Origin of the sequence: Achromobacter aegrifaciens (assembly GCF_902859735.1) — a bacterium.
GTDB classification, from domain to species: Bacteria; Pseudomonadota; Gammaproteobacteria; order Burkholderiales; family Burkholderiaceae_B; genus Achromobacter; species Achromobacter aegrifaciens.
In genome coordinates this window covers 382,164-402,126 of record NZ_CADIJY010000004.1, presented here as the reverse complement: position 1 = coordinate 402,126, position 19,963 = coordinate 382,164, and the positions used below count along the sequence as shown (strand labels likewise).

27 protein-coding genes are annotated in these 19,963 nt (G+C 65.2%); 19 read left to right on the top strand and 8 right to left on the bottom strand.

Going from position 1 to position 19,963, the window contains the following annotated elements; genetic code table 11:
* The first annotated feature begins 129 nt into the window (after positions 1 to 129).
* The 5 genes from aqpZ to HV766_RS14890 all read left to right on the top strand — a co-directional run bounded on the left by aqpZ (position 130) and on the right by HV766_RS14890 (position 3,551).
* Positions 130 to 843: an aquaporin Z gene (gene aqpZ / locus HV766_RS14910; protein WP_054456051.1), complete on the top strand. Its 714-nt coding sequence runs from the start codon at positions 130 to 132 to the stop codon at positions 841 to 843.
* 51 nt (positions 844 to 894) lie between these two features.
* A complete protein-coding gene (locus HV766_RS14905) occupies positions 895 to 1,584 on the top strand; it encodes an MgtC/SapB family protein (RefSeq protein WP_059373609.1) in 690 nt (229 codons plus the stop codon).
* A 77-nt stretch (positions 1,585 to 1,661) separates the two neighbouring features.
* Positions 1,662 to 2,225, top strand: a complete 564-nt coding sequence (locus tag HV766_RS14900; RefSeq protein ID WP_175181419.1) for a cytochrome b — start codon at positions 1,662 to 1,664, stop codon at positions 2,223 to 2,225.
* Positions 2,226 to 2,318: 93 nt separating this feature from the next.
* Entirely contained in the window at positions 2,319 to 3,176 is an 858-nt protein-coding gene (kdsA, locus tag HV766_RS14895; protein WP_054456057.1) for a 3-deoxy-8-phosphooctulonate synthase, read from the top strand.
* Between the two features lie 66 nt (positions 3,177 to 3,242).
* The gene (locus HV766_RS14890) at positions 3,243 to 3,551 is read left to right on the top strand and encodes a hypothetical protein (protein WP_054456059.1); all 309 of its coding nucleotides are present in this window, start codon (positions 3,243 to 3,245) and stop codon (positions 3,549 to 3,551) included.
* Positions 3,552 to 3,572: 21 nt separating this feature from the next.
* On the opposite strand, the gene HV766_RS14885 is transcribed toward HV766_RS14890, so the two are convergent.
* Positions 3,573 to 4,058: a GNAT family N-acetyltransferase gene (locus HV766_RS14885; RefSeq protein ID WP_054456062.1), complete on the bottom strand. Its 486-nt coding sequence runs from the start codon at positions 4,056 to 4,058 to the stop codon at positions 3,573 to 3,575.
* 176 nt (positions 4,059 to 4,234) lie between these two features.
* Here HV766_RS14885 and HV766_RS14880 point away from each other — a divergent pair, with 176 nt between their 5' ends.
* On the top strand, positions 4,235 to 5,884 hold the full coding sequence (locus HV766_RS14880; RefSeq protein ID WP_175181418.1) for a PqiB family protein: 1,650 nt from the start codon (positions 4,235 to 4,237) through the stop codon (positions 5,882 to 5,884).
* Position 5,885: 1 nt separating this feature from the next.
* Here HV766_RS14880 and HV766_RS30225 read toward each other — a convergent pair whose 3' ends face one another.
* Complete coding sequence (locus HV766_RS30225) at positions 5,886 to 6,092, bottom strand: hypothetical protein (protein WP_225588756.1); 207 nt, start codon at positions 6,090 to 6,092, stop codon at positions 5,886 to 5,888.
* Positions 6,093 to 6,125: 33 nt separating this feature from the next.
* On the opposite strand from HV766_RS30225, the gene HV766_RS30220 reads away from it, so the two are divergent.
* Positions 6,126 to 6,377: a hypothetical protein gene (locus HV766_RS30220; protein ID WP_254593320.1), complete on the top strand. Its 252-nt coding sequence runs from the start codon at positions 6,126 to 6,128 to the stop codon at positions 6,375 to 6,377.
* A 54-nt stretch (positions 6,378 to 6,431) separates the two neighbouring features.
* Here HV766_RS30220 and HV766_RS14870 read toward each other — a convergent pair whose 3' ends face one another.
* From HV766_RS14870 to HV766_RS14860, 3 genes are all read right to left on the bottom strand, one after another.
* On the bottom strand, positions 6,432 to 6,740 hold the full coding sequence (locus HV766_RS14870) for a hypothetical protein (protein WP_054456476.1): 309 nt from the start codon (positions 6,738 to 6,740) through the stop codon (positions 6,432 to 6,434).
* A 94-nt stretch (positions 6,741 to 6,834) separates the two neighbouring features.
* Complete coding sequence (locus HV766_RS14865) at positions 6,835 to 8,277, bottom strand: MFS transporter (protein WP_175181417.1); 1,443 nt, start codon at positions 8,275 to 8,277, stop codon at positions 6,835 to 6,837.
* Between the two features lie 117 nt (positions 8,278 to 8,394).
* Positions 8,395 to 8,979: a TetR/AcrR family transcriptional regulator gene (locus HV766_RS14860; RefSeq protein ID WP_175181416.1), complete on the bottom strand. Its 585-nt coding sequence runs from the start codon at positions 8,977 to 8,979 to the stop codon at positions 8,395 to 8,397.
* 92 nt (positions 8,980 to 9,071) lie between these two features.
* Between HV766_RS14860 and HV766_RS14855 the strand changes: the two genes are divergently transcribed.
* Together HV766_RS14855 and HV766_RS14850 are read left to right on the top strand one after the other, a co-directional pair.
* Positions 9,072 to 10,262, top strand: a complete 1,191-nt coding sequence (locus HV766_RS14855; RefSeq protein WP_175181415.1) for an MFS transporter — start codon at positions 9,072 to 9,074, stop codon at positions 10,260 to 10,262.
* 63 nt (positions 10,263 to 10,325) lie between these two features.
* Complete coding sequence (locus HV766_RS14850; protein ID WP_054456073.1) at positions 10,326 to 10,724, top strand: RidA family protein; 399 nt, start codon at positions 10,326 to 10,328, stop codon at positions 10,722 to 10,724.
* Here HV766_RS14850 and HV766_RS14845 read toward each other — a convergent pair.
* A complete protein-coding gene (locus tag HV766_RS14845; protein WP_054456075.1) occupies positions 10,721 to 11,626 on the bottom strand; it encodes a LysR family transcriptional regulator in 906 nt (301 codons plus the stop codon). The genes HV766_RS14850 and HV766_RS14845 overlap by 4 nt on opposite strands.
* A gap of 100 nt (positions 11,627 to 11,726) precedes the next feature.
* Between HV766_RS14845 and HV766_RS14840 the strand changes: the two genes are divergently transcribed.
* The 3 genes from HV766_RS14840 (at position 11,727) to HV766_RS14830 (ending at position 13,638) form a co-directional block, all read left to right on the top strand.
* The gene (locus tag HV766_RS14840) at positions 11,727 to 12,884 is read left to right on the top strand and encodes a DSD1 family PLP-dependent enzyme (protein ID WP_054456077.1); all 1,158 of its coding nucleotides are present in this window, start codon (positions 11,727 to 11,729) and stop codon (positions 12,882 to 12,884) included.
* Positions 12,885 to 12,908: 24 nt separating this feature from the next.
* Complete coding sequence (locus HV766_RS14835) at positions 12,909 to 13,295, top strand: RidA family protein (protein WP_054456078.1); 387 nt, start codon at positions 12,909 to 12,911, stop codon at positions 13,293 to 13,295.
* 70 nt (positions 13,296 to 13,365) lie between these two features.
* The gene (locus HV766_RS14830) at positions 13,366 to 13,638 is read left to right on the top strand and encodes a hypothetical protein (RefSeq protein WP_054456080.1); all 273 of its coding nucleotides are present in this window, start codon (positions 13,366 to 13,368) and stop codon (positions 13,636 to 13,638) included.
* Between the two features lie 12 nt (positions 13,639 to 13,650).
* Here HV766_RS14830 and HV766_RS14825 read toward each other — a convergent pair whose 3' ends face one another.
* Positions 13,651 to 13,950 carry a DUF2513 domain-containing protein gene (locus HV766_RS14825; protein ID WP_054456477.1) on the bottom strand — a complete coding sequence of 100 codons (300 nt, stop codon included), beginning with the start codon at positions 13,948 to 13,950 and terminating at the stop codon, positions 13,651 to 13,653.
* A gap of 125 nt (positions 13,951 to 14,075) precedes the next feature.
* On the opposite strand from HV766_RS14825, the gene HV766_RS14820 reads away from it, so the two are divergent.
* The 5 genes from HV766_RS14820 to HV766_RS14800 all read left to right on the top strand — a co-directional run bounded on the left by HV766_RS14820 (position 14,076) and on the right by HV766_RS14800 (position 16,796).
* Positions 14,076 to 14,474 (top strand): hypothetical protein, encoded by a 399-nt coding sequence (locus HV766_RS14820; RefSeq protein ID WP_054456082.1) that lies wholly within the window; start codon positions 14,076 to 14,078, stop codon positions 14,472 to 14,474.
* 93 nt (positions 14,475 to 14,567) lie between these two features.
* Positions 14,568 to 14,888, top strand: a complete 321-nt coding sequence (locus HV766_RS14815; protein ID WP_054456085.1) for a hypothetical protein — start codon at positions 14,568 to 14,570, stop codon at positions 14,886 to 14,888.
* A 375-nt stretch (positions 14,889 to 15,263) separates the two neighbouring features.
* Entirely contained in the window at positions 15,264 to 15,467 is a 204-nt protein-coding gene (locus HV766_RS14810; protein WP_006220190.1) for a cold-shock protein, read from the top strand.
* 228 nt (positions 15,468 to 15,695) lie between these two features.
* A complete protein-coding gene (locus HV766_RS14805; RefSeq protein ID WP_054456086.1) occupies positions 15,696 to 16,259 on the top strand; it encodes a DUF924 family protein in 564 nt (187 codons plus the stop codon).
* A 330-nt stretch (positions 16,260 to 16,589) separates the two neighbouring features.
* The gene (locus HV766_RS14800) at positions 16,590 to 16,796 is read left to right on the top strand and encodes a cold-shock protein (RefSeq protein WP_006225311.1); all 207 of its coding nucleotides are present in this window, start codon (positions 16,590 to 16,592) and stop codon (positions 16,794 to 16,796) included.
* Between the two features lie 120 nt (positions 16,797 to 16,916).
* On the opposite strand, the gene HV766_RS14795 is transcribed toward HV766_RS14800, so the two are convergent.
* Entirely contained in the window at positions 16,917 to 17,468 is a 552-nt protein-coding gene (locus HV766_RS14795; protein ID WP_054456088.1) for a TIGR00645 family protein, read from the bottom strand.
* Between the two features lie 259 nt (positions 17,469 to 17,727).
* Between HV766_RS14795 and loiP the strand changes: the two genes are divergently transcribed.
* Entirely contained in the window at positions 17,728 to 18,483 is a 756-nt protein-coding gene (gene loiP, locus HV766_RS14790) for a metalloprotease LoiP (RefSeq protein WP_054456090.1), read from the top strand.
* A 169-nt stretch (positions 18,484 to 18,652) separates the two neighbouring features.
* Complete coding sequence (gene tig, locus HV766_RS14785; RefSeq protein ID WP_054456093.1) at positions 18,653 to 19,963, top strand: trigger factor; 1,311 nt, start codon at positions 18,653 to 18,655, stop codon at positions 19,961 to 19,963.

The following is a 19,963-nucleotide window of genomic DNA, read 5'->3' as shown; positions in this document are numbered from 1 at the left end:
CCGTTACCTTGGTTGCGGCAGGGGTGTCCGCGTCCGGCTGCGCTCAAGAATTGTCAAGAATTTACATTGCTTTGAAGTTGCCGTCGCCGCCCCGCGATACCGTGGCATTTTCGTTTTTCGGGAGTCGACATGTATCCGCTTTCCAAGCGTTGCGGCGCGGAGTTCTTTGGCACGTTCTGGCTGGTATTGGGGGGCTGCGGCGCCGCCGTGCTGGCCGCCGGTTTTCCGGAACTGGGCATCGGTTTCGCAGGCGTGGCGCTGGCCTTCGGCCTGACCGTGCTGACCATGGCGTTCGCGGTCGGCCATATTTCCGGCGGGCATTTCAACCCGGCCGTCACGGTGGGCCTGGTGGCGGGCGGCCGTTTTCCCGCCAAGGAAATCCTGCCTTACGTCATTGCCCAGGTCCTGGGCGCGATCGTGGCCGCTGCGGTGCTGGCCTGCATTGCCAGCGGCAAGCTGGGTTTCGATCTGAAGGGCAGCCATTTCGCGGCCAACGGCTACGGGGCCTATTCGCCGGGCAAGTACTCGATGGTCTCCGCCCTGGTGACGGAAGTCGTGCTGACCGCGGGCTTCATCTTCGTGATCCTGGGGGCGACCAGCAAGCGCGCGCCGGCCGGCTTCGCGGCGATTCCCATCGGACTGGCGCTGACGCTCATCCACCTGATCAGCATTCCGGTGACGAACACCTCGGTCAATCCGGCCCGTTCCACCGGCCCCGCGCTGTTCGTGGGCGGTTGGGCGTTGGAGCAGCTGTGGCTGTTCTGGGTCGCGCCCATCGTCGGGGCGATCGTCGGCGCCATCGCCTACCGGCTGGTCAGCGATCCCGCGCAGGAGCGTAGCTGAGCCAGGCGCTGCACCGGGCGATAATGGGGCCAAGTCTCTGATCCTGGTCCCATGAACGAATTTTCAATCGCCATCAATCTTGTGCTGGCCATGCTGCTCGGCGCCGCCATCGGCGCCGAGCGCCAATGGCGGCAAAACTATGCCGGCGTGGTCACGCATGCGCTGGTCTCGCTGGGCGCGGCCGCCTATACCGCCTTGCCGGCGCTGCTGGACGCCGGCAACGACATGCGCCTGGGCAGCCAGGTCGTGACCGGCATAGGCTTTCTGGGTGCGGGCCTGATCATGCGCGACGGCCTGACCATACGCGGCCTGAGCGCCGCGGCCACCATCTGGGCTACCGGCGCCGTAGGGGTACTTGCCGGCTATGGCTTCCTGGCCGAAGCCAGCGCGGTCACGGCGCTGATCCTGGTCACCAATGTGCTGCTGCGGCGCGGCGCCAGGCTGATGGACCGCTATGTGCCCGATGCGGAAACCGAAGAGCGTTACTACAACATCGCCTTGACCTGCGCCTCCACGGACGAAGCCATGGTGCGGGCGGAATTGCTGAACGCCTTGGGCAAGCACAGCCTGCGCCTGCGCGGCGTGGAAAGCCAGCAGCGCGACGGCGGCCGCTCCGAAGTGACCGCAGTGGTCTATTCCATGCGCCAGGAAGACGAGCGGGTGGAGCAACTGGTGGGCAGCCTCAGCCTGCTGCCGCAGACCTACTCGGCCAGGTGGACCTCCGACACCGGCAACGCCTGAAGCCGGCCCGAATCAGGACGCCGTAAGTCCGATCTCAATACGCTTGCACTCCGATTCCAAGAAGATGAGCGTATTCCGTGACGACAACGATTCCCCCTGCCGGGCCCGCCGGCGTGGTGCACTATGACCGCGTCAGCATCGCGTTTCACTGGCTGACGGCGGCGCTGGTGGTGGGCCTGTTCGCGCTGGCCGAAATCTGGGAATTCCTGCCGCGCGGCACGCCCACGCGGCGCCTGCTGCAGCACCTGCATATTTCGTTCGGCCTGCTGTTTGCCGCCGTGTTCGTGTTGCGCGCCATCTGGCGCGTGAGCGCGGGCAGGCGCCTGCCGCCGGCCGCCACGGGCTGGCTGCGCACGGCTAGTACGGGCGTACACGGATTGCTGTACCTGTTGATGGCGGCGCAGATCGTGCTGGGCTTTCTGTTCCGCTGGGCGCAGGGTGAGCCGTTCGCCTTCTTCGGCCTGTTTGACGTGCCCACGCTGATCGCCATCGACCACGAGCAGCGCCGCTTCATCGGCGGACTGCACAACACCGTGGCCTGGTGCATCATCGTGCTGGCGCTGCTCCATGCCCTGGCCGGCTTGTTCCACCACTATGTCCTGCGTGACGGCGTGCTGCGCCGCATGCTCTCCAGCCGCTGAGGAGCGCGCGGCAAGGGCGGGACGTGAAAGCCGGGCCGGGCAGGTTGTACATTACGCACTATCACTGCCTTACTTCCACAGGATGTACCCATCATGACCGCCCCTGAAGTGTTTATCTCCTCCTCGATCAGCTGCGCGAACGATCGCCCCTTCGTGCTGTTCGGCGGCATCAACGTGCTGGAATCCAAGGAACTGGCGCTGCGCGCCTGCGAGGAATACCAGCGCGTCACCCGCAAGCTGGGCATCCCGTATGTGTTCAAGGCTTCCTTCGACAAGGCCAACCGCTCGTCCATCCATTCCTATCGCGGCCCGGGCCTGGAAGAGGGCATGAAGATCTTCGAGGCGGTCAAGAAGGAATTCGGCGTGCCCGTCATCACCGACGTGCATGAACCCTGGCAGGCCGCGACCGTGGCCGAGGTCGTCGACATCCTGCAGCTGCCGGCCTTCCTGGCGCGGCAAACGGACCTGGTGGTGGCGTTGGCCAAGACGCAGCGCATCATCAACATCAAGAAGCCGCAGTTCCTCAGCCCGACCCAGATGCTGAACATCGTCGAGAAGTTCACCGAGGCCGGCAACGACAAGCTCATCCTGTGCGACCGCGGTACCTGCTTCGGCTATGACAATCTGGTTGTAGACATGCTAGGGTTTGGCGTGATGAAGAAAGTGTCCGGCAACCGGCCGCTCATTTTCGACGTCACGCATGCCTTGCAGCAGCGCTCGGCGCTGGATGCGGCATCGGGCGGCCGCCGCGAGCAGGTGGCCGAACTGGCGCGCGCGGGCATGGCCGTGGGGTTGGCCGGCCTGTTCCTGGAAGCTCACCCCGATCCCAAGAACGCGAAGTGCGACGGTCCCAGCGCCTTGCCGCTGGACAAGCTGGAGCCCTTCCTGACCCAGTTGAAGATGCTGGACGACCTGGTGAAGTCCTTTGCCCCTATCGACATCGAACCCTGAATCCCGCGGTCATAACGGCTGCGCAAAGTTGTTATACGATCCGGGCCAAACATTGGGGAGGCCTGGATGTCTTTGTATGTGATCGTCGCCGTTCGAAAAGAGCCCGTCAGCGGGCACGTGGCCTATGTGCGCTGGGGCCAGGCAGAACGCGGCGTCCCCGGCTGGGTCACCGAGCCGGTGACGGCGGCGGCATCCGAGGTCATCGAGGCCATCAAGGACGGCGTGGAAGTCGAAACCGCCATCAGCCAGGACGGTATGAGCGTGGCGTTGCGGCCGGTGCGCGTGCTGGTGGATGACGACGGACGCGAACACCTCGCGTCCGCGCCGGTTCCCAGCTCGACCTTGTACACGCTCTTCGACCTGCCCGAATTCTGATGCGGGCAGCCCGGCAGGCGCCTAGCGCCGGCCCTGCGCGAAATTGAGCAGGGCGTCTCCGGCCATCCGGTAGCGCACCCATTCATCCTGCGGCAGCGCGCCGATCGACTTGTAGAAATCGATGGCGGGCGTGTTCCAGTCCAGCACGCTCCATTCCAGGCGGCCGCAGCCATTGGCCACCGCCTCCTGCGCCAGATGGCGCAACAGATCGCGGCCCGCGCCGATGCCGCGCTGCTCCGGCGTGACGTACAGGTCTTCCAGATAGATGCCGTTCTTGCCCAGCCAGGTCGAGTAGCTGTAGAAGTAGACGGCGTAGCCGATGGGTTTGCCGTCCAGCAGGCACATCAGGGCCTTGGCCGGCGCGTTCTCGGCGAACAGGGTGCGCTCGACGTCCGCGGGGCTGGCGATCACTTCATGGGCGGCGCGTTCGTACACGGCCAGCTCGGTGATGAAGGCATGGATCTGCGCCGCGTCCGAGGCGACGGCGGGGCGAATTTCGATAGTCACGGGTACTTCCTGCTGCTGCTTTTGGGGGCCTTATCCTACCCGTGAATCGGGCGGCGCGCATTTTTGGCCAGCGCGTCCATTCCGGGAATACCCTTACTTGCGCGCTGACCCTGCGGGCGCGATTCTTGAAAGCGTTCTGCCCTCGAGTCCAATGCGTACAACAGGGGACATCTCCCATGCCTGAATCTGGGTCCGCCGTTGCCAGCACGCCTGCCGCAAGCCGTAAAAGGCGTCGCCTGTCCTGGATCTGGCTGGTGCCTCTCATCGCAGCCGTGGGCGGACTGGCGCTGGTCGTACGCGTCTGGATGGAAGCCGGCCCCACCGCCACCATCAGCTTCCAGACCGCCGAAGGGCTGGAGGCCGGCAAGACCCAGGTCCGCTACAAGGAAGTCGTTGTCGGCGTGGTCGAACGCGTGGCCTTGAACTCGGACCGTTCCGGTATCGTCGCGACCGTGCGCATCAACAAGGACGCCGGCAGCCTGCTGCAGGAAGGGACGATGTTCTGGGTGGTCCGGCCCAGGCTGACCCTGAGCGGCGTATCGGGCCTGAGCACCCTGTTCTCCGGCGCCTACATAGGCGTGGACCCGTCCGACCAGTTCCGCCAGGAAACCGAAACCCGCGCCACCAAGTACAGCTTCGTCGGCCTGGAGACGCCGCCCGAGGTGCAGCAGGACCGCGCCGGCAAGCGCTTCACCCTCAAAGCCCACGACCTGGGTTCGCTGGACATAGGTTCACCCGTCTACTTCCGCCGCATCGCGGTGGGCGAGGTGGTCGCCTACCATCTGGACAGCAGCGGGGAAGGCGTCAACGTGCAGGTTTTCATCGACGCGCCCAATGACGACTTCGTCAACAGCGCCACGCGCTTCTGGAATGCCAGCGGCGTGGATTTCAGCGTTGATGCGCGCGGCCTGCAGGTGCGCTCGCAGTCGCTGCTGTCCGTGATCGTGGGGGGCGTTGCGTTCGACACCGTCGAGCAGCATGCGCATGTGGCGGCCAAGGCCGATGCCGAGTTCACCATCTTCTCGTCTGAAGGCGCGGCCCGCGCGCAACCCGATGGCACGCCGCTGCACATCCGCATGCGCTTTGACCAGTCGGTCCGGGGGCTGGTGGTCGGCGCGCCCATCGACGCGTATGGCGCGTCCATCGGCCAGGTGGACTCGATCCGCCTGGAGTTCGATCCGGCGATCAAGCAGTTCTATGCGCTGGTCGGAGCCACCGTCTACCCCGAACGCCTGGGCGCGCAGACGGTCGAGGAAATCAGGGAATACTCGGGTTCGACGCTGCAGCATCCCAGCGGCAAGCTGCTGGCCGCTTTGATCCAGCAGGGCCTGCGCGCGCAACTGCGTATCGGCAATCTGCTGACCGGGCAGCTATATGTCGCCTTGGCGGTGTTCCCCGACGCCAAGCCGGTGACGTTCAAGATGGAAGAGGATCCCTTCATTCCTACCGTGCCGAACAACCTGGATCAGTTGCAGCAGCAGATCAACAGTATCCTCACCAAGCTGGACAGGGTGCCGTTCGAAGGCCTGGGCGCCGATCTGGGCCAATTGCTGCGCGCCACTTCCAGCCTGATGAAGCGGCTCGATACCCGCCTGGCGCCCGAGGCGCAAGCCATGCTGCGCCAGGCCAGCAAGTCCTTGGCTGCCGTGGGCGGGGTGTTGAATCCGGACGCCGGCCTGCCGGTCAATGCCAATGCAGTCTTGCAGGAACTGTCGCGGGCGGCCCGGTCGCTGCGGGAACTGTCGGACTATCTGCAAGCGCATCCGGAGTCGTTGCTGCGCGGCCGCGCTCCCGATGCCCAGTATCAGCGCCAGCCGGCGCGCTAGGCTAGGCCGCGAGCCACTGCGCGATCTGGCGGGCGCTGGTTTGCGCATCCGTGCCTGAAGTGTCCAGCACCAGGTCGCTGAACGGACGCGTGGCATAGCCTTCGCGGTACATCTGCGCGACGCGCTCCCGCTCCCAATCGGTCAATACCCGTCCGCCTCTGTCCGATTGCGCGGCCGCAAGCGAGGGGGCCAGGGTCACTACGCGCAAGCACGCGCCGCGTTGCCGGCACGCAGCCAGGATTTGCTCGTAGCTATCCTGCTCCAAGGGGTAGGCGATGACCAGATAACGCTCCTGCGCCTCGGCGATCAGCCTGGTGAGGCGGGCCAGCGCCAGCGCCCATTGCTCGGTGTATGGCAGATGGCTGGGGGCGTCGTGATCGTCGCCGTCGATGAAGCGTGCAGCGGGCAGCAGGCCGGCCAGCGCTGCGCCGACCGTGGATTTACCGCTGTTGATCGGGCCATTGAGATGGATGACGGTGGTGTCGGGCGTTGAGATGGCTGTTCCTTTCAGTGCAGGCGGGCGCGCGAGGCGTCCGCGCCGGCCGAATCAGAACAGGCATTGTCGCAAAGCGAACTTGCGGCCGAAAGCCCGCACTTCGTCGCCGTCCACGGACGCCGCCAGGTCCCAGCGGTCGCCGCGCGTCACCAGGAAGGACCGGCCGGTCGCGGCATGCCGCAAGGCGAATTGCCAGAAGGCTGCCTCGGAGCCTACCGGTTCGAGGTCGTGCGGCCCGATCAGCAGCCGGCTGGGGCGGGGCGTTGCGCCCAGAGTCCAGCGCAGGGCGATACCCAGGAACGCGAAACGCGCCGAGAACGACGACGGCTGGACGGTCAGCACGCGGATTCTGTTGGTCATGGCCAGGACCCCTTGCAGATAGCGTCCAGCGTAGCAAAAGCGGCCCGGGCCATCCATACCGCCTTTGGCGGAAATTGGCGGGCCCGGCTGGCTGCTATTGCTGGATGGCGTCCTGCGCATGGCTGCGCGTGATGCGCCCGAGCAGCAGCAGGGCGCCGGCCGGCGCCAGCGCGAATGCAGCAAACAGCCATTGCGCCGCATGCCGTGCGCCCGCGACGCCCCCGGGATCCGCCAGGCCTGCGCTATTGGTGATGACGCCGGCCAGCGCCGCCGTCAATGCCGTCGCGTAAAGCTGCACCGTCGTGATGGACGAAGATGTCAAGGTTTCTTCGCCGGCAGGCGCCGCGGTGAATATGCGCGTCAGCAGGTGCGGCCAGCTCAGGCCGATGCCGAAGCCCACGCCGGCCAGCGCCAGCACATAGAGCGCCAGCCCCGGGTAGGACTGCAGTTGCGCCGTGCGCGGCGTCATATAGGCCAGGGCGGCCAGCGCGGCCAGGATCACCATGGGACTCAGGCGCACCAGGAAATTCGCCGCCGGGCCGCTGCGGGTGGCGCTGGGCATGGCGGCCAAGGTCCAGCCCGCCGCCATGGCCGCCGTCATGTAGCCGGCCGCCAGCGGTGTCATGCCATGTATGACCTGCAGGAAATACGGCACGAAGATTTCGGTGGTGATAGCCGCTACCACCAGGCACATCACCGCGTACAGCGCGCCCAGCGGCGTGGCTATCGAGTAGGCGCCGGTCGGCAGCAGCCGCTTTGCGGCGCGCTGGTCCACCGCCGCGATCAGCGCGGCGATGGCCAGTCCGGCGGCGATGCCCGCCAGATTCCAGCGCAGGTCCGTCGACAGGCTGGCCAGCGTGATCGCCAGCACACTGGCCACCAGCAGGCCCAGCGTGGTCACGGGCAGCGGGCTTGGCCGCGAGGCCGGAACCGATTCCTTGCCGCCTACCTTGAGGGCCACGATCGCCGCCAGGGCGGCGGCCACGGGCAACAAGGCCCAGAACGCCAGCCGCCAGTGCCCGGTCTGGGCGAAGACGCCGCCGATGGCGGGGCCGCACAGGGTGGCGACGCCCCACATGCCGGACACCAGGGCCATTGCGCGCGACCAGAGCGGCGCCTCGAAGACCAGGCGGATCAGGGCATAGCTGAGCGCAAACAGGATGCCGCCACCCAAGCCCTGGATGCTGCGTCCGGCCAGCAGCGCCGGCATGCTCGGCGCCAGCGCGCACACCACGGAACCTGCGGTGAACACCGCGACGGCGAGCAGGTAGGCCGCGCGCGGCCCCAGCGTTTCGATCAGTCTGGCCGACAGCGCCGACCCGACGATGGAGGTCACGACGAACAGTGTGGTGTTCCAGGCGTAATACTCCAAGCCGCCGATGTCCTTGATGACGCTGGGCAGGATGGTGGTGACGATGTAGACGTTGATGGCGTGCAGCGCCACCCCGCCCGCCAGCGCGATCGAGCGCAGGGCATTGGTCCCGTGCAGCAGATCTGCCCAGGACGCGCTTGAAACATGGGTTGTGCCGGTGCTCACGCGGTCTTCCGCCTTCGAGAAAAATTATTTAAACAAGATATTTATTGGATAATACGCATGCCGGCGTGCAACAGCAAACGCTGTGTACGAGCGCCGCAGTCCTCGCCGCGGCGGCGGTCAGCGCTTGAGCAAGCCGCGCAACAGCAGGTCCAGCGCCTGCAAGGCCTGCGCCAGACGCGGGCCGTCCTCGGCGTCCTGCGCGATCCAGAAGGCACTTTCGACCAGGCTGCCGTTGATCAGCCGCGCCAGCGCCTGCGGCGCGGCGGCTTCGATCAGGTCCTGATCCATCATCGTCTGCAACAGCGCGGCGAGGGAAGCAATGCAGTGTTGCTGCGAGCCGTCCGCCGCCCCGCCCAGCACCGCCCGTGCATCTTGCAGCACGATGCGCCGGATCTCGGTTTCGGCCGCCATCTGCAGATACGCGCGGCAGCGTCCCTGCAAGGCGGACCAGGCATCGGGCGCCTGCGCTGCGATGGCCGCCAGGCGCTGGTCCATTTCGCCGTCGATCTGTTCGACCACGGCGGCGAGCAGGCCTTTCTTGTCGCCGAAGTGGTGGTACAGGGCGCCCCGGGTCAACCCCGCCGCCGCCGTGAAGTCGTCCATGGACGTGGCCGCATAGCCGACATCGCGGAAGGCTTGCCGGGCCGTGGCCAACAGTTTCGCGCGGGTGGCTTCGATCATCTCGGCGCGGGAACGCGTCATGCTCTCTCCATGCACATACGATACGTATGTAAATTGACATACGCATCGTATGTGAATACGATGCCGCTGTCCATGGCAATCAAAGGTTTCCGGTGTCGAATCCGTATCGCGAGTTGTTCCAGGCGCCCGGCGCACTGGGTTTTGTCCTGGCCGGCGCCATCGCCCGCCTGCCTTTGCCCATGATCGGCATCGGCATCATCACCATGCTGTCCGAGGTGCGCGGGTCCTACGCGTTGGCGGGCGCCGTCGCCGCCACGTTTGCGCTGGCCACGGCCTTGCTGGCGCCGCGGATTTCCCGCCTGGTGGACCGCCATGGCCAGGGCAGGGTGCTGCCGGTAGCCGCGGGCCTGTGCGTCGCGGGGCTGGTTGGCCTGGCGGCCTGCGTGCAATGGAATGCGCCCGAGTGGACCCTGTTTGTCTTCGCCGCGCTGGCTGGCGCCTTGCCCAGCATGCCGGCGATGATACGCGCGCGCTGGACCGAGATATTCAGGGACCAGCCGCAGTTGCGCACTGCCTACGCGCTGGAGTCCGTGGCCGACGAGCTGAGCTTCATCGTCGGCCCGCCGCTGGCCGTCGGGCTGAGCGCGCTGTTCTTTCCGCAGGCTGGCCCCTTGTTCGCGGCGCTACTGCTCGCGGTGGGCGTCACGGCCTTCGTGCTGCAGCGGGCCACGGCGCCTGCCGTGCGGTTTACGCAGGAAGGGCGTCAGGCGTCGGTGTTGCGCATGCCGCCGATGCGGTCCCTGCTGGCGATGATGGCCGCCATGGGCGTCATCGTCGGCACCATCGACGTCCTGAGCGTCGCCTTTGCCCGGCAGCAGGGCATGCCGGCCGGCGCCAGCCTGGTGCTGTCGGCCTATGCCCTGGGTTCCTGCGTGGCCGGCCTGGTGTTCGGCGTACTGAAGTTCCAGATGCCGCTGGCCCGCCTGCTTGTGGTCGCGGCGGCGGTCACGGCGTTCACCACGGTTCCGCTGCTGCTGGTGAACGATCTGCTGACCCTGGTGCTGGGCGTGCTGCTGGCCGGCCTGTCGTTCGCGCCGACCATGATCATCGCGATGGCGCTGGTGGAAAGCAGCGTGCCTGGCCATCGCCTGACGGAAGGCCTGACGTGGCTGGTGACTGGCCTGGGTGCGGGCGTCGCGGCGGGCGCGGCGCTGGCGGGCTGGGTGGTCGACCACTACGGCGTGGGCGCGGGATTCTGGACGGCGGTAGGGGCGGGCGCCATCGTGCTGCTGGCCGCCATGCCGGTGGGACGCAGTCCCGTGGCCGGTCGCGCCGGCGCCTGACCAGGCCGGCCGATAGAATGGGGAGTCCGGCGCCCTCACCAGGCGCGCCGCAAGGAGAACCGCATGTCCAGAACAGTCGTCAATCCCGACACCGTGTTCAACACCGTCCAGTATGGATTCAGCCAGGCCGTCATCGTCACGGGGCAGCGCCGCATGCTGCTGTCCGGCCAGGTTGGCGTCGACATCAACGAGCGTACGGCGGGGCCGGGCCTGCAGGAGCAGACCGAAGCCGCGCTGGACAATGTCGAGCGCGTGCTGGCTGCGGCCGGCGGCACTTTGGCGCAGGTGATCATGCTGCGCATCTACATCTGCGAAACGGCCAGGGAGGATCAGGAAGTCATTGCGCAGGCGCTGCGCGACCGCTTCAAGAAAGATCCTCCGCCCTCATCGTGGATCATCGTCAGCGGCCTGTCGCTGCCGGAATGGCTGATCGAGATCGAGGCCGAGGCCATGCTCGACTAGGCGCGCCAGGGCGCCGTTGCAAAGGCGGCGCGCAGATGCGCCAGAAAGCCGGCCGTGCGCGCGGGCAGTTCCTGGCGCGATTTCACCAGGGCCACCACGTCGGCCGACGGCAAGGTCCAGCCGGGCAGCAGCGGCACCAGCGCGCGCGCCTGCAGATGCGTGGCCACATCCCATTCCGAGCGCACGATGATGCCGTGCCCGGCCAGGGCCCACTCCACGGCGGTTTCCCCGGCATTGCTGGACAGCACCGGCGCCACGCGCACCCCCACGGCCGGGCCGCGTCCATGCTTGAAGCGCCACAAGGTCACGTCTTCATCGTTCTCGCGCAGCGCGATGCAGTCGTGCCCGCGCAGGTCCTCGGGCTTGGCAGGAGCGCCGTGGCGCGCCAGGTAGGAGGGCGCCGCGCACAGGATCCGGCGATTGGGCGCCAGCGGGTACGCGACCAATGTCGAATCGCGCAGCTCGCCGATGTGAACCATCACATCCCAGTCATCGGAAGCCAGCCGCGGCGGCCCGTCGGATAGCGTCAGGCTGGCGGTCACGTCCGCGCTTTGGCTGCGGAACTCGGCGACCAACCCAGCGATGTAGCGCTGCCCGAATCCTAGCGGCGCGACCACGCGCAGATGGCCTGCCACCACGCCCCTGCGGCCTGCCAGTTCGTCGGCCAGGTCGCCCAGTTCGCCGCAGATCTGTTCCGCCCGCAGCGCCAGCAGCCTGCCTTCGTCGGTCAGCGCGGTGCCGCGTCCCGAACGGTTGACCAGCCTGACCCCCAGCCGTTTTTCCAGCGTATGCAGTCTTTGGGTGACTGCGGGAGGCGTGACATCCAGCGCGCGCGCCGCTTCGGCCAGCGAGCGGGTGGCGGCCAGGCTAAGGAAGAAACGCAGGTCTTCAGTCGTAATCATGCAGGCATGGATTAATGGATGATTAAGTCTAGATTAAACACGCGGAACCGCCGTCGCGCCATACTTCAGCCATTCCCCGATACGCCATGCCGAGAACGCCATGAACCAGAACGCCACGCCTTCCTCCCTCGAGACCCTGGATACCCCGTGCCTGCTGCTCGACGAGACGCGCATGATGCGCAACATCGATCGTCTGAATGCGCTGATGGCCGGGCACGGGGTGCAACTGCGTCCGCACCTGAAGACGCCCAAATCGATAGATGTCGCGCGCCGGCTCATGTCTACACCCCAGGGGCCGGCCGCCGTGTCCACGCTGCAGGAGGCCGAACAGTTCGCGGCTGCCGGCGTCACCGACCTGCTGTACGCCGTGGGCGTGTCGCCAGCAAAGCTGGACCGCGTGCTGGCGCTGCGCCGCCGCGGCGTGGATCTCACCGTGGTGGTGGACAGCCTCGAAGCGGCGCGCGCCGTCGCCCAGCGGGGGAGGGATGCTGGCGACGCCATCCCGGCACTGATCGAGATCGACTGCGACGGCCATCGCGCCGGGGTGCAGCCGGGTAATACGGCACAGTTGCTGGCGATTGCGCGCGTCCTGCATGAGGACGGCGCGTGCCTGCGCGGCGTCATGACGCACGCCGGCGAGTCGTACGGCTGCGATAGCGTCGACGCCATTGCCGACATGGCCGAGCAGGAGCGCGTGGCGGCCGTGAGTTGCGCCGAGGCGATCCGCCAGGCTGGCCTGCCATGTCCCGTGGTCAGCGTGGGATCCACCCCCACCGCGCATTTCGCCCGCAAGCTCGATGGCGTGACCGAAGTGCGCGCGGGCGTATACGTATTCTTCGATCTGGTGATGGCCGGGCTGGGCGTGTGTACGGTCGACGACATCGCCGCCACGGTGTTGACGACCGTGATCGGCCATCAGCCGGACAAGGGCTGGATCCTGGTGGATGCCGGATGGATGGCCATGTCGCGCGACCGGGGCACGGCCAAGCAGCGGGTGGACCAACTGTACGGCCTGGTGTGCGACGCCAGCGGCACGGTCTATCCCGACTTGCTGCTGGCCGAGACCAACCAGGAGCAGGGCATCATCAAGGTGCGTCCTGGCAGCGGCGCCGCCTTGCCCGAGCTGCCGCTGGGGGCGAAGCTGCGCATCGTGCCCAATCACGCCTGCGCGACCTGCGCCCAGCATGATGCCTACGAGGTCGTGCGTCCGGATTCGTCCGGGGTGGTGGCGCATTGGGAACGCTTTCGCGGCTGGTAAGCCGCCTTTCACGAGGAGGCATGCATGGATCTCATCCATACGAATCGGGCCACGCCGCCCGCGGGCCATTATTCGCAGGCGGTCCGCGCCAACGGTTTCATATTCGTTTCGGGGCAATTGGGCTTCCTGCCGCCCGCTGCGCCGGGCGCGCGACCAGCGCTGGCCGATGGCGCCGCGGCCCAGACCCGGGAAGCGCTGCGCAGTGTTCGCGCCATACTCGAAGCGGCCGGCGCGTCGCTTGCCGCGGTCGCCAGCGTGACCGTGTACATCCCGGACGTGGCGCTTTGGGACGAGGTCAACCAAGTCTACGAGGAGTGCTTCGGCGCTCACCGGCCCGCGCGGGCCATTGTGCCCACCCGCGAGCTGCACTACGGCGCCCAGGTGGAGATCAGCGTGGTCGCCGTCGCCTAGCCCGCGGCGGACCGCGCAGGCGGACGCCTATAATGCCTGCGCCTCAATACCTTCGGGGGAGACCGTCCGCATGCAGTACGAATACCTGTTCTGGTCCATGGCCGCTATGGTGGCGGCGGCGCTGGCAGGCGGCTCGCTATGCGGGCGCCTGGGCTCCGTCAAGCGGGTGCTGCTGGGGGTTGTCGCGCTGGCCGCGGCGGTGGGCGTGGCGGTGTTCCTGCTGTCCCGCCACGGCGGCTTCAGCGAACTGTCGGCGATGCTGTCGATCGCCGCCTTCATGTTCAGCCTGGTGATCGGCGCCGCCGCATCGCTGCTCACGCGGCGCATACTCTTGCGCCGCTGAGCGCTTCGCGCCTTATTCTTCGGCGTCGAAATCTTCGTCGTCTTCGTCTTCTTCATCCTGTTCCAGGGCGTCGTAGCCCTTCCAGGTGATGCGCCAGCGCGTCGCGCCCGCAGTGGCCGCCGTCTCGCTGATCTGCTTGACCAGGCCCGCGTCTTCCAGCAGGTCGAGGTGATGCGCAATCAGTTGCAGGCCTTGCTCTTCGGGATGCGGCGCCAGGGCCACGTTCTTGATGTCGTGCGTGCTCAGGTTGGGGCCGGGGGCGTCGCGCAGGGCGCCCAGGATAGTGACGACCAGGTCGAAATCACGTTGCATGTTGTCCACCATTCATTGGGGGTAAAAGACAGGCCGACGATAGCAGAGATCCATTGCCGCGACGCGACAGGGGCCGCAGCCGGGTTACAGTCCAGGGTTCTCGATAACCGATACATGCAGATTCCATGAAGAAACCCGCAGAGCGCGATTGCCTCGCGCTGATCCCCGGCTACACGGGCCAGGCCGCCAAGCTCTTTCTCACGCGCAGCGAGGACGGCCGCATCGAAGGCGTGACCGTGTTCGATCTGCTTGGCCATATCAAGCTGCAGGGCGATGCGGATGCGGCGGCGGCGTGGGTCGGCGACTGGCTGGCCCAGGAGGCCGGCAACCGCAAGGCCCGCCGTACGCAGCTCCTGGCCCAGATGTTCGTCTGCAAGCTTGCCGGCGAGGAGAAGGACCGCTTCCTGGCGGCGCAGAAGCCGCTGGTCCGGGTTCTGGCCGATGCCGGGGTGCGGACCCGTTCCGTTGCCGCCACCTCCGGCGCCGCGCGGCAGTCGCTTGGTCCTACTGTCAAGAAGCATTAGCCCAAGGCTGTTATAGTCGCGCCTGGGCGTGCGAGTGCACCTGCAAGGTGCGTGCCCAGGCGGGCAGCGCCCGCAAGTCAAGGAAGAGTGATCATGGAAATAGTAAGTCGGCAGGTTGCCGACGTAGCGGGCGGCGTCGAGCTGCACACCACGCTGGATGGCGAGAGCATCAGCGTCTACGTCCTGGAAGGCGTGGCGGATCTCAATGCGATCGCAGACATCGTGCCGCGTGAAAAAGTCGAAGCAGGGGCTGACATACACGCCTCTAGTGTCGACAATGTTGATAATGCGCAAGAACAGATCGACCAAGTCCTGGAGAATATGAATCCCGGCGACGTGGCGGTTTTCCTTTGCTCGGGTCCCGATGCTTTCGGCGCGGCGCTCGATCTGCTGGGTTTACCTATCGACGAGTAAGCCTGGCGGCAAACCAAAGTGCTAGCCCGAACGGCGTATGAAGAAATCCTCGTACGCGGGCAGGCGGCATTTATATAAGCCTAGATTGTTTTTTTATGATGCGTGGGTGTAAACACCTATGCAGGACTTCTTATTGCCTATGAAAATGTGTGGAATCCGCGTGCAGTTTCTCTTTGTTGCATTATTGGCACGCATTTTTTAGGATTATGTTGACTTGTGAGGGGAACCTAACGATAGTGTCGGCACACGATCACAAGCGTTGCGATTTTCGTTCAGTGCCGTGCCTTTTCCGGCTCAGCGTTATTGTTCTACTGTCCCCTCCTTGATTGATTCGTGACCTCCGGGCATTTGCCCATTATCTCTAGGAAATACAGTATGGAAACCGGCGTCGTTAAGTGGTTCAACTCGGAAAAGGGCTATGGCTTCATCACTCCGGAAGCGGGTGGTAAGGATCTGTTCGCTCACTTCTCCGAAATTCAGGGCTCGGGCTTCAAGTCTCTGGAAGAGAACCAGCGCGTCAGCTTTGTGACGGCCAACGGCCCCAAGGGCCCGCAAGCTACGAAGATCCAGGTCCTGTAAGGGTCTGAGTTTTCGATAGAAGCCCCCTCGTGGGGCTTTTTTGTTTTCTGCCGCAGCGTTCCTAAACATGGAAAGTATCGCTGCGCTCGTAATCTCAGGGTAATCCCTAGAGTGCGTTATTCAGGTTTCCAAGTCACACCCGATTCATTCATTCGGTGTATGGATCCTAATATGGTGCGCGTCTCTGTTATTGTCGGCCTTGCTTTCGACTTCAGGATATGCGCGCTCATGACTTCTACCCCCGCCACGCAAATCGTTCCGCAGCCCCACGAGGTGGTGGCGTTCTGGCGCGATGCCGGCCCGCAACAGTGGTTCAACAAGAGCGCGGACTTCGACGCAGCCTTCCGCGCCCGTTTCGAGGCCGCCCACATGGCTGCGGCCGCGCGCCAGTTGGATGCGTGGCTGGACGATGCCACCGGCGCCTTGGCCCTGATGGTCCTGTTGGACCAGTTTCCGCGCAACGCCTACCGGGGGACGGCGCACATGTTCGCCACGGACCCTTTGGCCCAGTACTTCGCCGACCGGGCCATCGCGGCCGGCCATGATCTGGGGGTGGACCCGCAACTGCGTCAGTTTTTCTACCTGCCCTTCGAGCACGCGGAGAACCTCGCCGCGCAAAACCGCGCCGTGGCCTTGATGGAACCATTGGACGCCGACTCGCTGCGCTGGGCGGTCCTGCATCGCGACATCATCAAGCGCTTCGGGCGCTTTCCCCATCGCAATGCCGCGTTGGGCCGGCAAACTACGCAGGCGGAGCAGGAGTTTCTCGATTCCGGCGGGTTTGCGGGGTAGGCGCACCGCGCGCGGCACGTGGGTCCAGGCGCCTTTCCGGCAGCAGGTATCCGCATGTGTCTACGCGTGCCAAGTTGAAAATTTCCGGGCTGCCTGGCGGTGTCAAACCCGCGCCGGCCTTGCTTCTCCGCTGCTTTGGCGGTGCTCCTGAATTTGCGGATGTTTGACGTTTTTCGGGGTTCGCCAATACACTGGGTTCAGCGAGATTTTCAAGCGACGCGGTCTGCGTTTCACTTGTCGCCGTCAGTGGTACTGCGGTTGCTTCCTCTCCCATCCTTGATGATCTGGCGCCCCGCGAGCAATCGCTTTTTCTAGGTTCAAGGACACTCCATGGCAACCGGCATCGTTAAGTGGTTCAACGCCGAAAAGGGTTATGGTTTCATCATGCCCGATGATGGCAGCAAGGATCTTTTCGCTCACTACTCGGAAATCCGCAGCGAAGGCTACAAGTCGCTGCAGGAAAACCAGCGCGTCACCTTTGAGGTCGGTACCGGCCCCAAGGGTCCCAGCGCAAAGAACATCAAGGTAGCGGCCTGACCTTCGCAGGGCAGCGCCCCGGGCCGGCCCGGCGCTCCGCCCAGAAAAAAGCCCCCGCACGCAATGTGCGGGGGCTTTTTTTGTTGCCGGGCGGGCGCGCCTCTGGGGCGCTTGCCGGCGTCAGTGCTTCGCGTGGTTCGCCGGTGGCGTGGCCAGCTTGTCCACCAGCGCAATTCCCAGCGCCGACAGGATGAAGAGGGCGTGGATGATGGTCTGCCACATCACGCCGGCCTCGGAGAAGCGCGCGTTGGGCGTGCCCAGCGTGCCGGCCTCGATGAAGGTGCGCAGCAGGTGGATCGAGGAGATGCCGATGATGGCCATGGCCAGCTTGACCTTGAGCACGCTGGCGTTCACGTGGCTGAGCCATTCCGGCTGGTCCGGGTGGCCTTGCAGGCGCAGGCGGGACACGAAGGTTTCGTAGCCGCCCACGATCACCATGACCAGCAGGTTCGAGATCATCACCACGTCGATCAGGCCCAGCACGATCAGCATGATCTCCATTTCGCCGAAGCTGCTGGCGTGCGTCACCAGGTGCCAGAGCTCTTTCAGGAACAGCATGACGTAGACGCCTTGCGCGACGATCAATCCCAGGTACAGGGGCAGTTGCAGCCAGCGCGAGCTGAAGATCAGGCTGGGCAGCAGGCCCAGGCGGGGAGGGGTGTTGGAGATCATTTGGGTGCGAGCCCTATGGTGTATGCGAAAAAATGGCGGGCGCAATTCTATCAACGCCGCGTTGCCGCAGATATCAGTTTCTTTGAGAGGCCCTGATCCAAGGGAATACCCGCTAGCACGATTGCGCAAATCCTGTTCGGGTTTTATGTAAGGAAAACTGGCATTTGCGAAACTGTGTGGCGAAACGCTTGGTGCGCATTGGTCGTATATAGAATTGCGGCCTCGTTCGCATAGAGCCAGTAAAGAGGAGTTTGTTCCCATGAAGATCCGCTACACCGTCGCCGCCCTGGGCGTTGCGCTCGCCCCTTTCTCCGCCTCCCAGGCTTTGGACATCGGCGGCCTGGTCGGCGCCGGCAGCAAGGTCGTTCAAGCTGCCACGCTGAGCGATGCCGAGATCAAGACCCTGTCGGACAAGGCTTGCGCGCAGAGCGATTCCCAGGAAAAGATCGCCGCTCCCGGCAGCAAGTACGACGCCCGTCTGCAGAAGATCGCCAAGCAACTGGGCGGCACGGTCAACGGCCAGAAGGCCAGCTACAAGGTCTACATCACCAAGGACGTCAACGCCTGGGCCATGGCCAACGGCTGCATCCGCGTCTACAGCGGCCTGATGGACATGATGACCGACGATGAGGTGATGGGCGTGGTGGGCCACGAAATCGGCCACGTCGCGCTGGGCCACAGCAAGAAGGCGATGCAGACTGCCTACACCGTTTCCGCCGCGCGCGATGCCGCCAATGCGGCAGGCGGCGCCACCGTGGCCGCGCTCAGCTCGTCGCAACTGGGCGACCTGACCGAGAAGTTCATCAACGCGCAGTTCTCGCAGTCGCAGGAAAGCGCCGCCGACGATTACTCGTTCGACCAGCTGCAGGCCAAGGGCCTGAACACCCGCGGCCTGGTGACCGCGTTCCAGAAGCTGGCTGAGCTGGACGGCGGCAAGAGCGACATGATGAGCTCGCATCCGTCCTCGGCCAAGCGCGCGCAGCACATCGAAGAGCGCATCGCCAAGGCCAAATAAGGCTTTCTGGCTGACGTATATTCTCCCGTCCCGGGTGGAAAACGGGGCGCGAGTATCCGGACTTATCCGGGTGCTCGCGCCCCTTTGCGTCAGGGGACCGGAAGTTTCCGGTAAAATGCCCCGTTTATCCGCCCGTCATCTCTTTATCTCTCGGAAAATAGGTCTTTTAATGCAGCCTGTGGTTGAAACCCTCTCCGGCCTGGAGCGCCGTGTTGATCTGGCCGTCTCGGTGGCCGACGTCGAAAAGGAAGTCCAGGCGCAATTGAAGCGCGTGGCCCGGACCGCCAAGGTCCCCGGCTTCCGTCCGGGCAAAGCTCCGCTCGCCATGCTCGAGCGCAGCCATGGCCCCGGCATCCGCTACGACGTGATCAATAGCCAAGTTGGCCGTGCCTTTGAACAAGCTGTCGATGGCGCCAAGCTGCGCGTCGCCGGCGCCCCGAACCTCGAGCCCAAGACTGAAGGCGTTGCCGACGACACGCTGGCGTTCACCGCCACGTTCGAGGTCTACCCCGAAGTCGCCGTGCCGGATCTGTCGGCCCTGGCCGTCACCCGCTACGAAACGGCCGTCACCGACGCCGAAGTGCAGCAGACCCTGGACGTCCTGCGCAAGCAGCGCGCCACGTTCGAAGCCCGTGAAGGCCGCGCCTCGCAAGACGGCGACCGCGTCACGCTGGACTTCGCCGGCACCATCGACGGCGTGCCGTTCGAAGGCGGCAAGGCCGAAGCCTTCCCGTTCGTGCTCGGCCAAGGCCGCATGCTGCCCGAATTCGAAGAAGCCGCCCGCGGCCTGAAGGCTGGCGAAAGCAAGGTCTTCCCGCTCAAGTTCCCCGATGACTACCAGGGCAAGGAAGTTGCCGGCAAGACCGCCGAATTCACCATCACCGTCAAGGAAGTGGCTGAAGGCGTGCTGCCCGAACTGAACGGCGAATTCGCCAAGTCCCTCGGCCAGGCCGAAGGCGACATCGAAAAGCTGAAGGCCGACATCCGCAGCAACATCGAGCGCGAAGTCAAGGTCCGTTCGGCTGGCCGCACCAAGTCCAGCGTCATGGACGCCCTGGTCGAAGCCGGCAAGTTCGACGTGCCGAAGGCCCTGGTCGACAACGACGTGCAAGGCCGTGTCGCCGCCGCCCGCGAAGAGCTGAAGCAGCGCGGCATCCCCAACGCCGAATCCGTGCCGATCCCGGCCGAAGCCTTCGCCACCGAGTCCGAGCGCCGCGTGCGCCTGGGCCTGCTGGTGTCGGAACTGGTCAAGCAAGCCCAGCTGCAAGCCAAGCCCGAACAAGTCCGTGCGCGTATCGAAGAGTTCGCCGAGAACTACGAACAACCCGCACAGGTTGTCAGCTATTACCTGGCCGACCGCCAGCGTCGTGCTGAAATCGAGGCTATCGTGCTGGAAGACAATGTCGTCGCGCACGTGCTTGAAAAGGCCAAGGTCACCGAAGAGAAGGTGCCTTTCGATCAGTTGATGGGGATGGCGTAA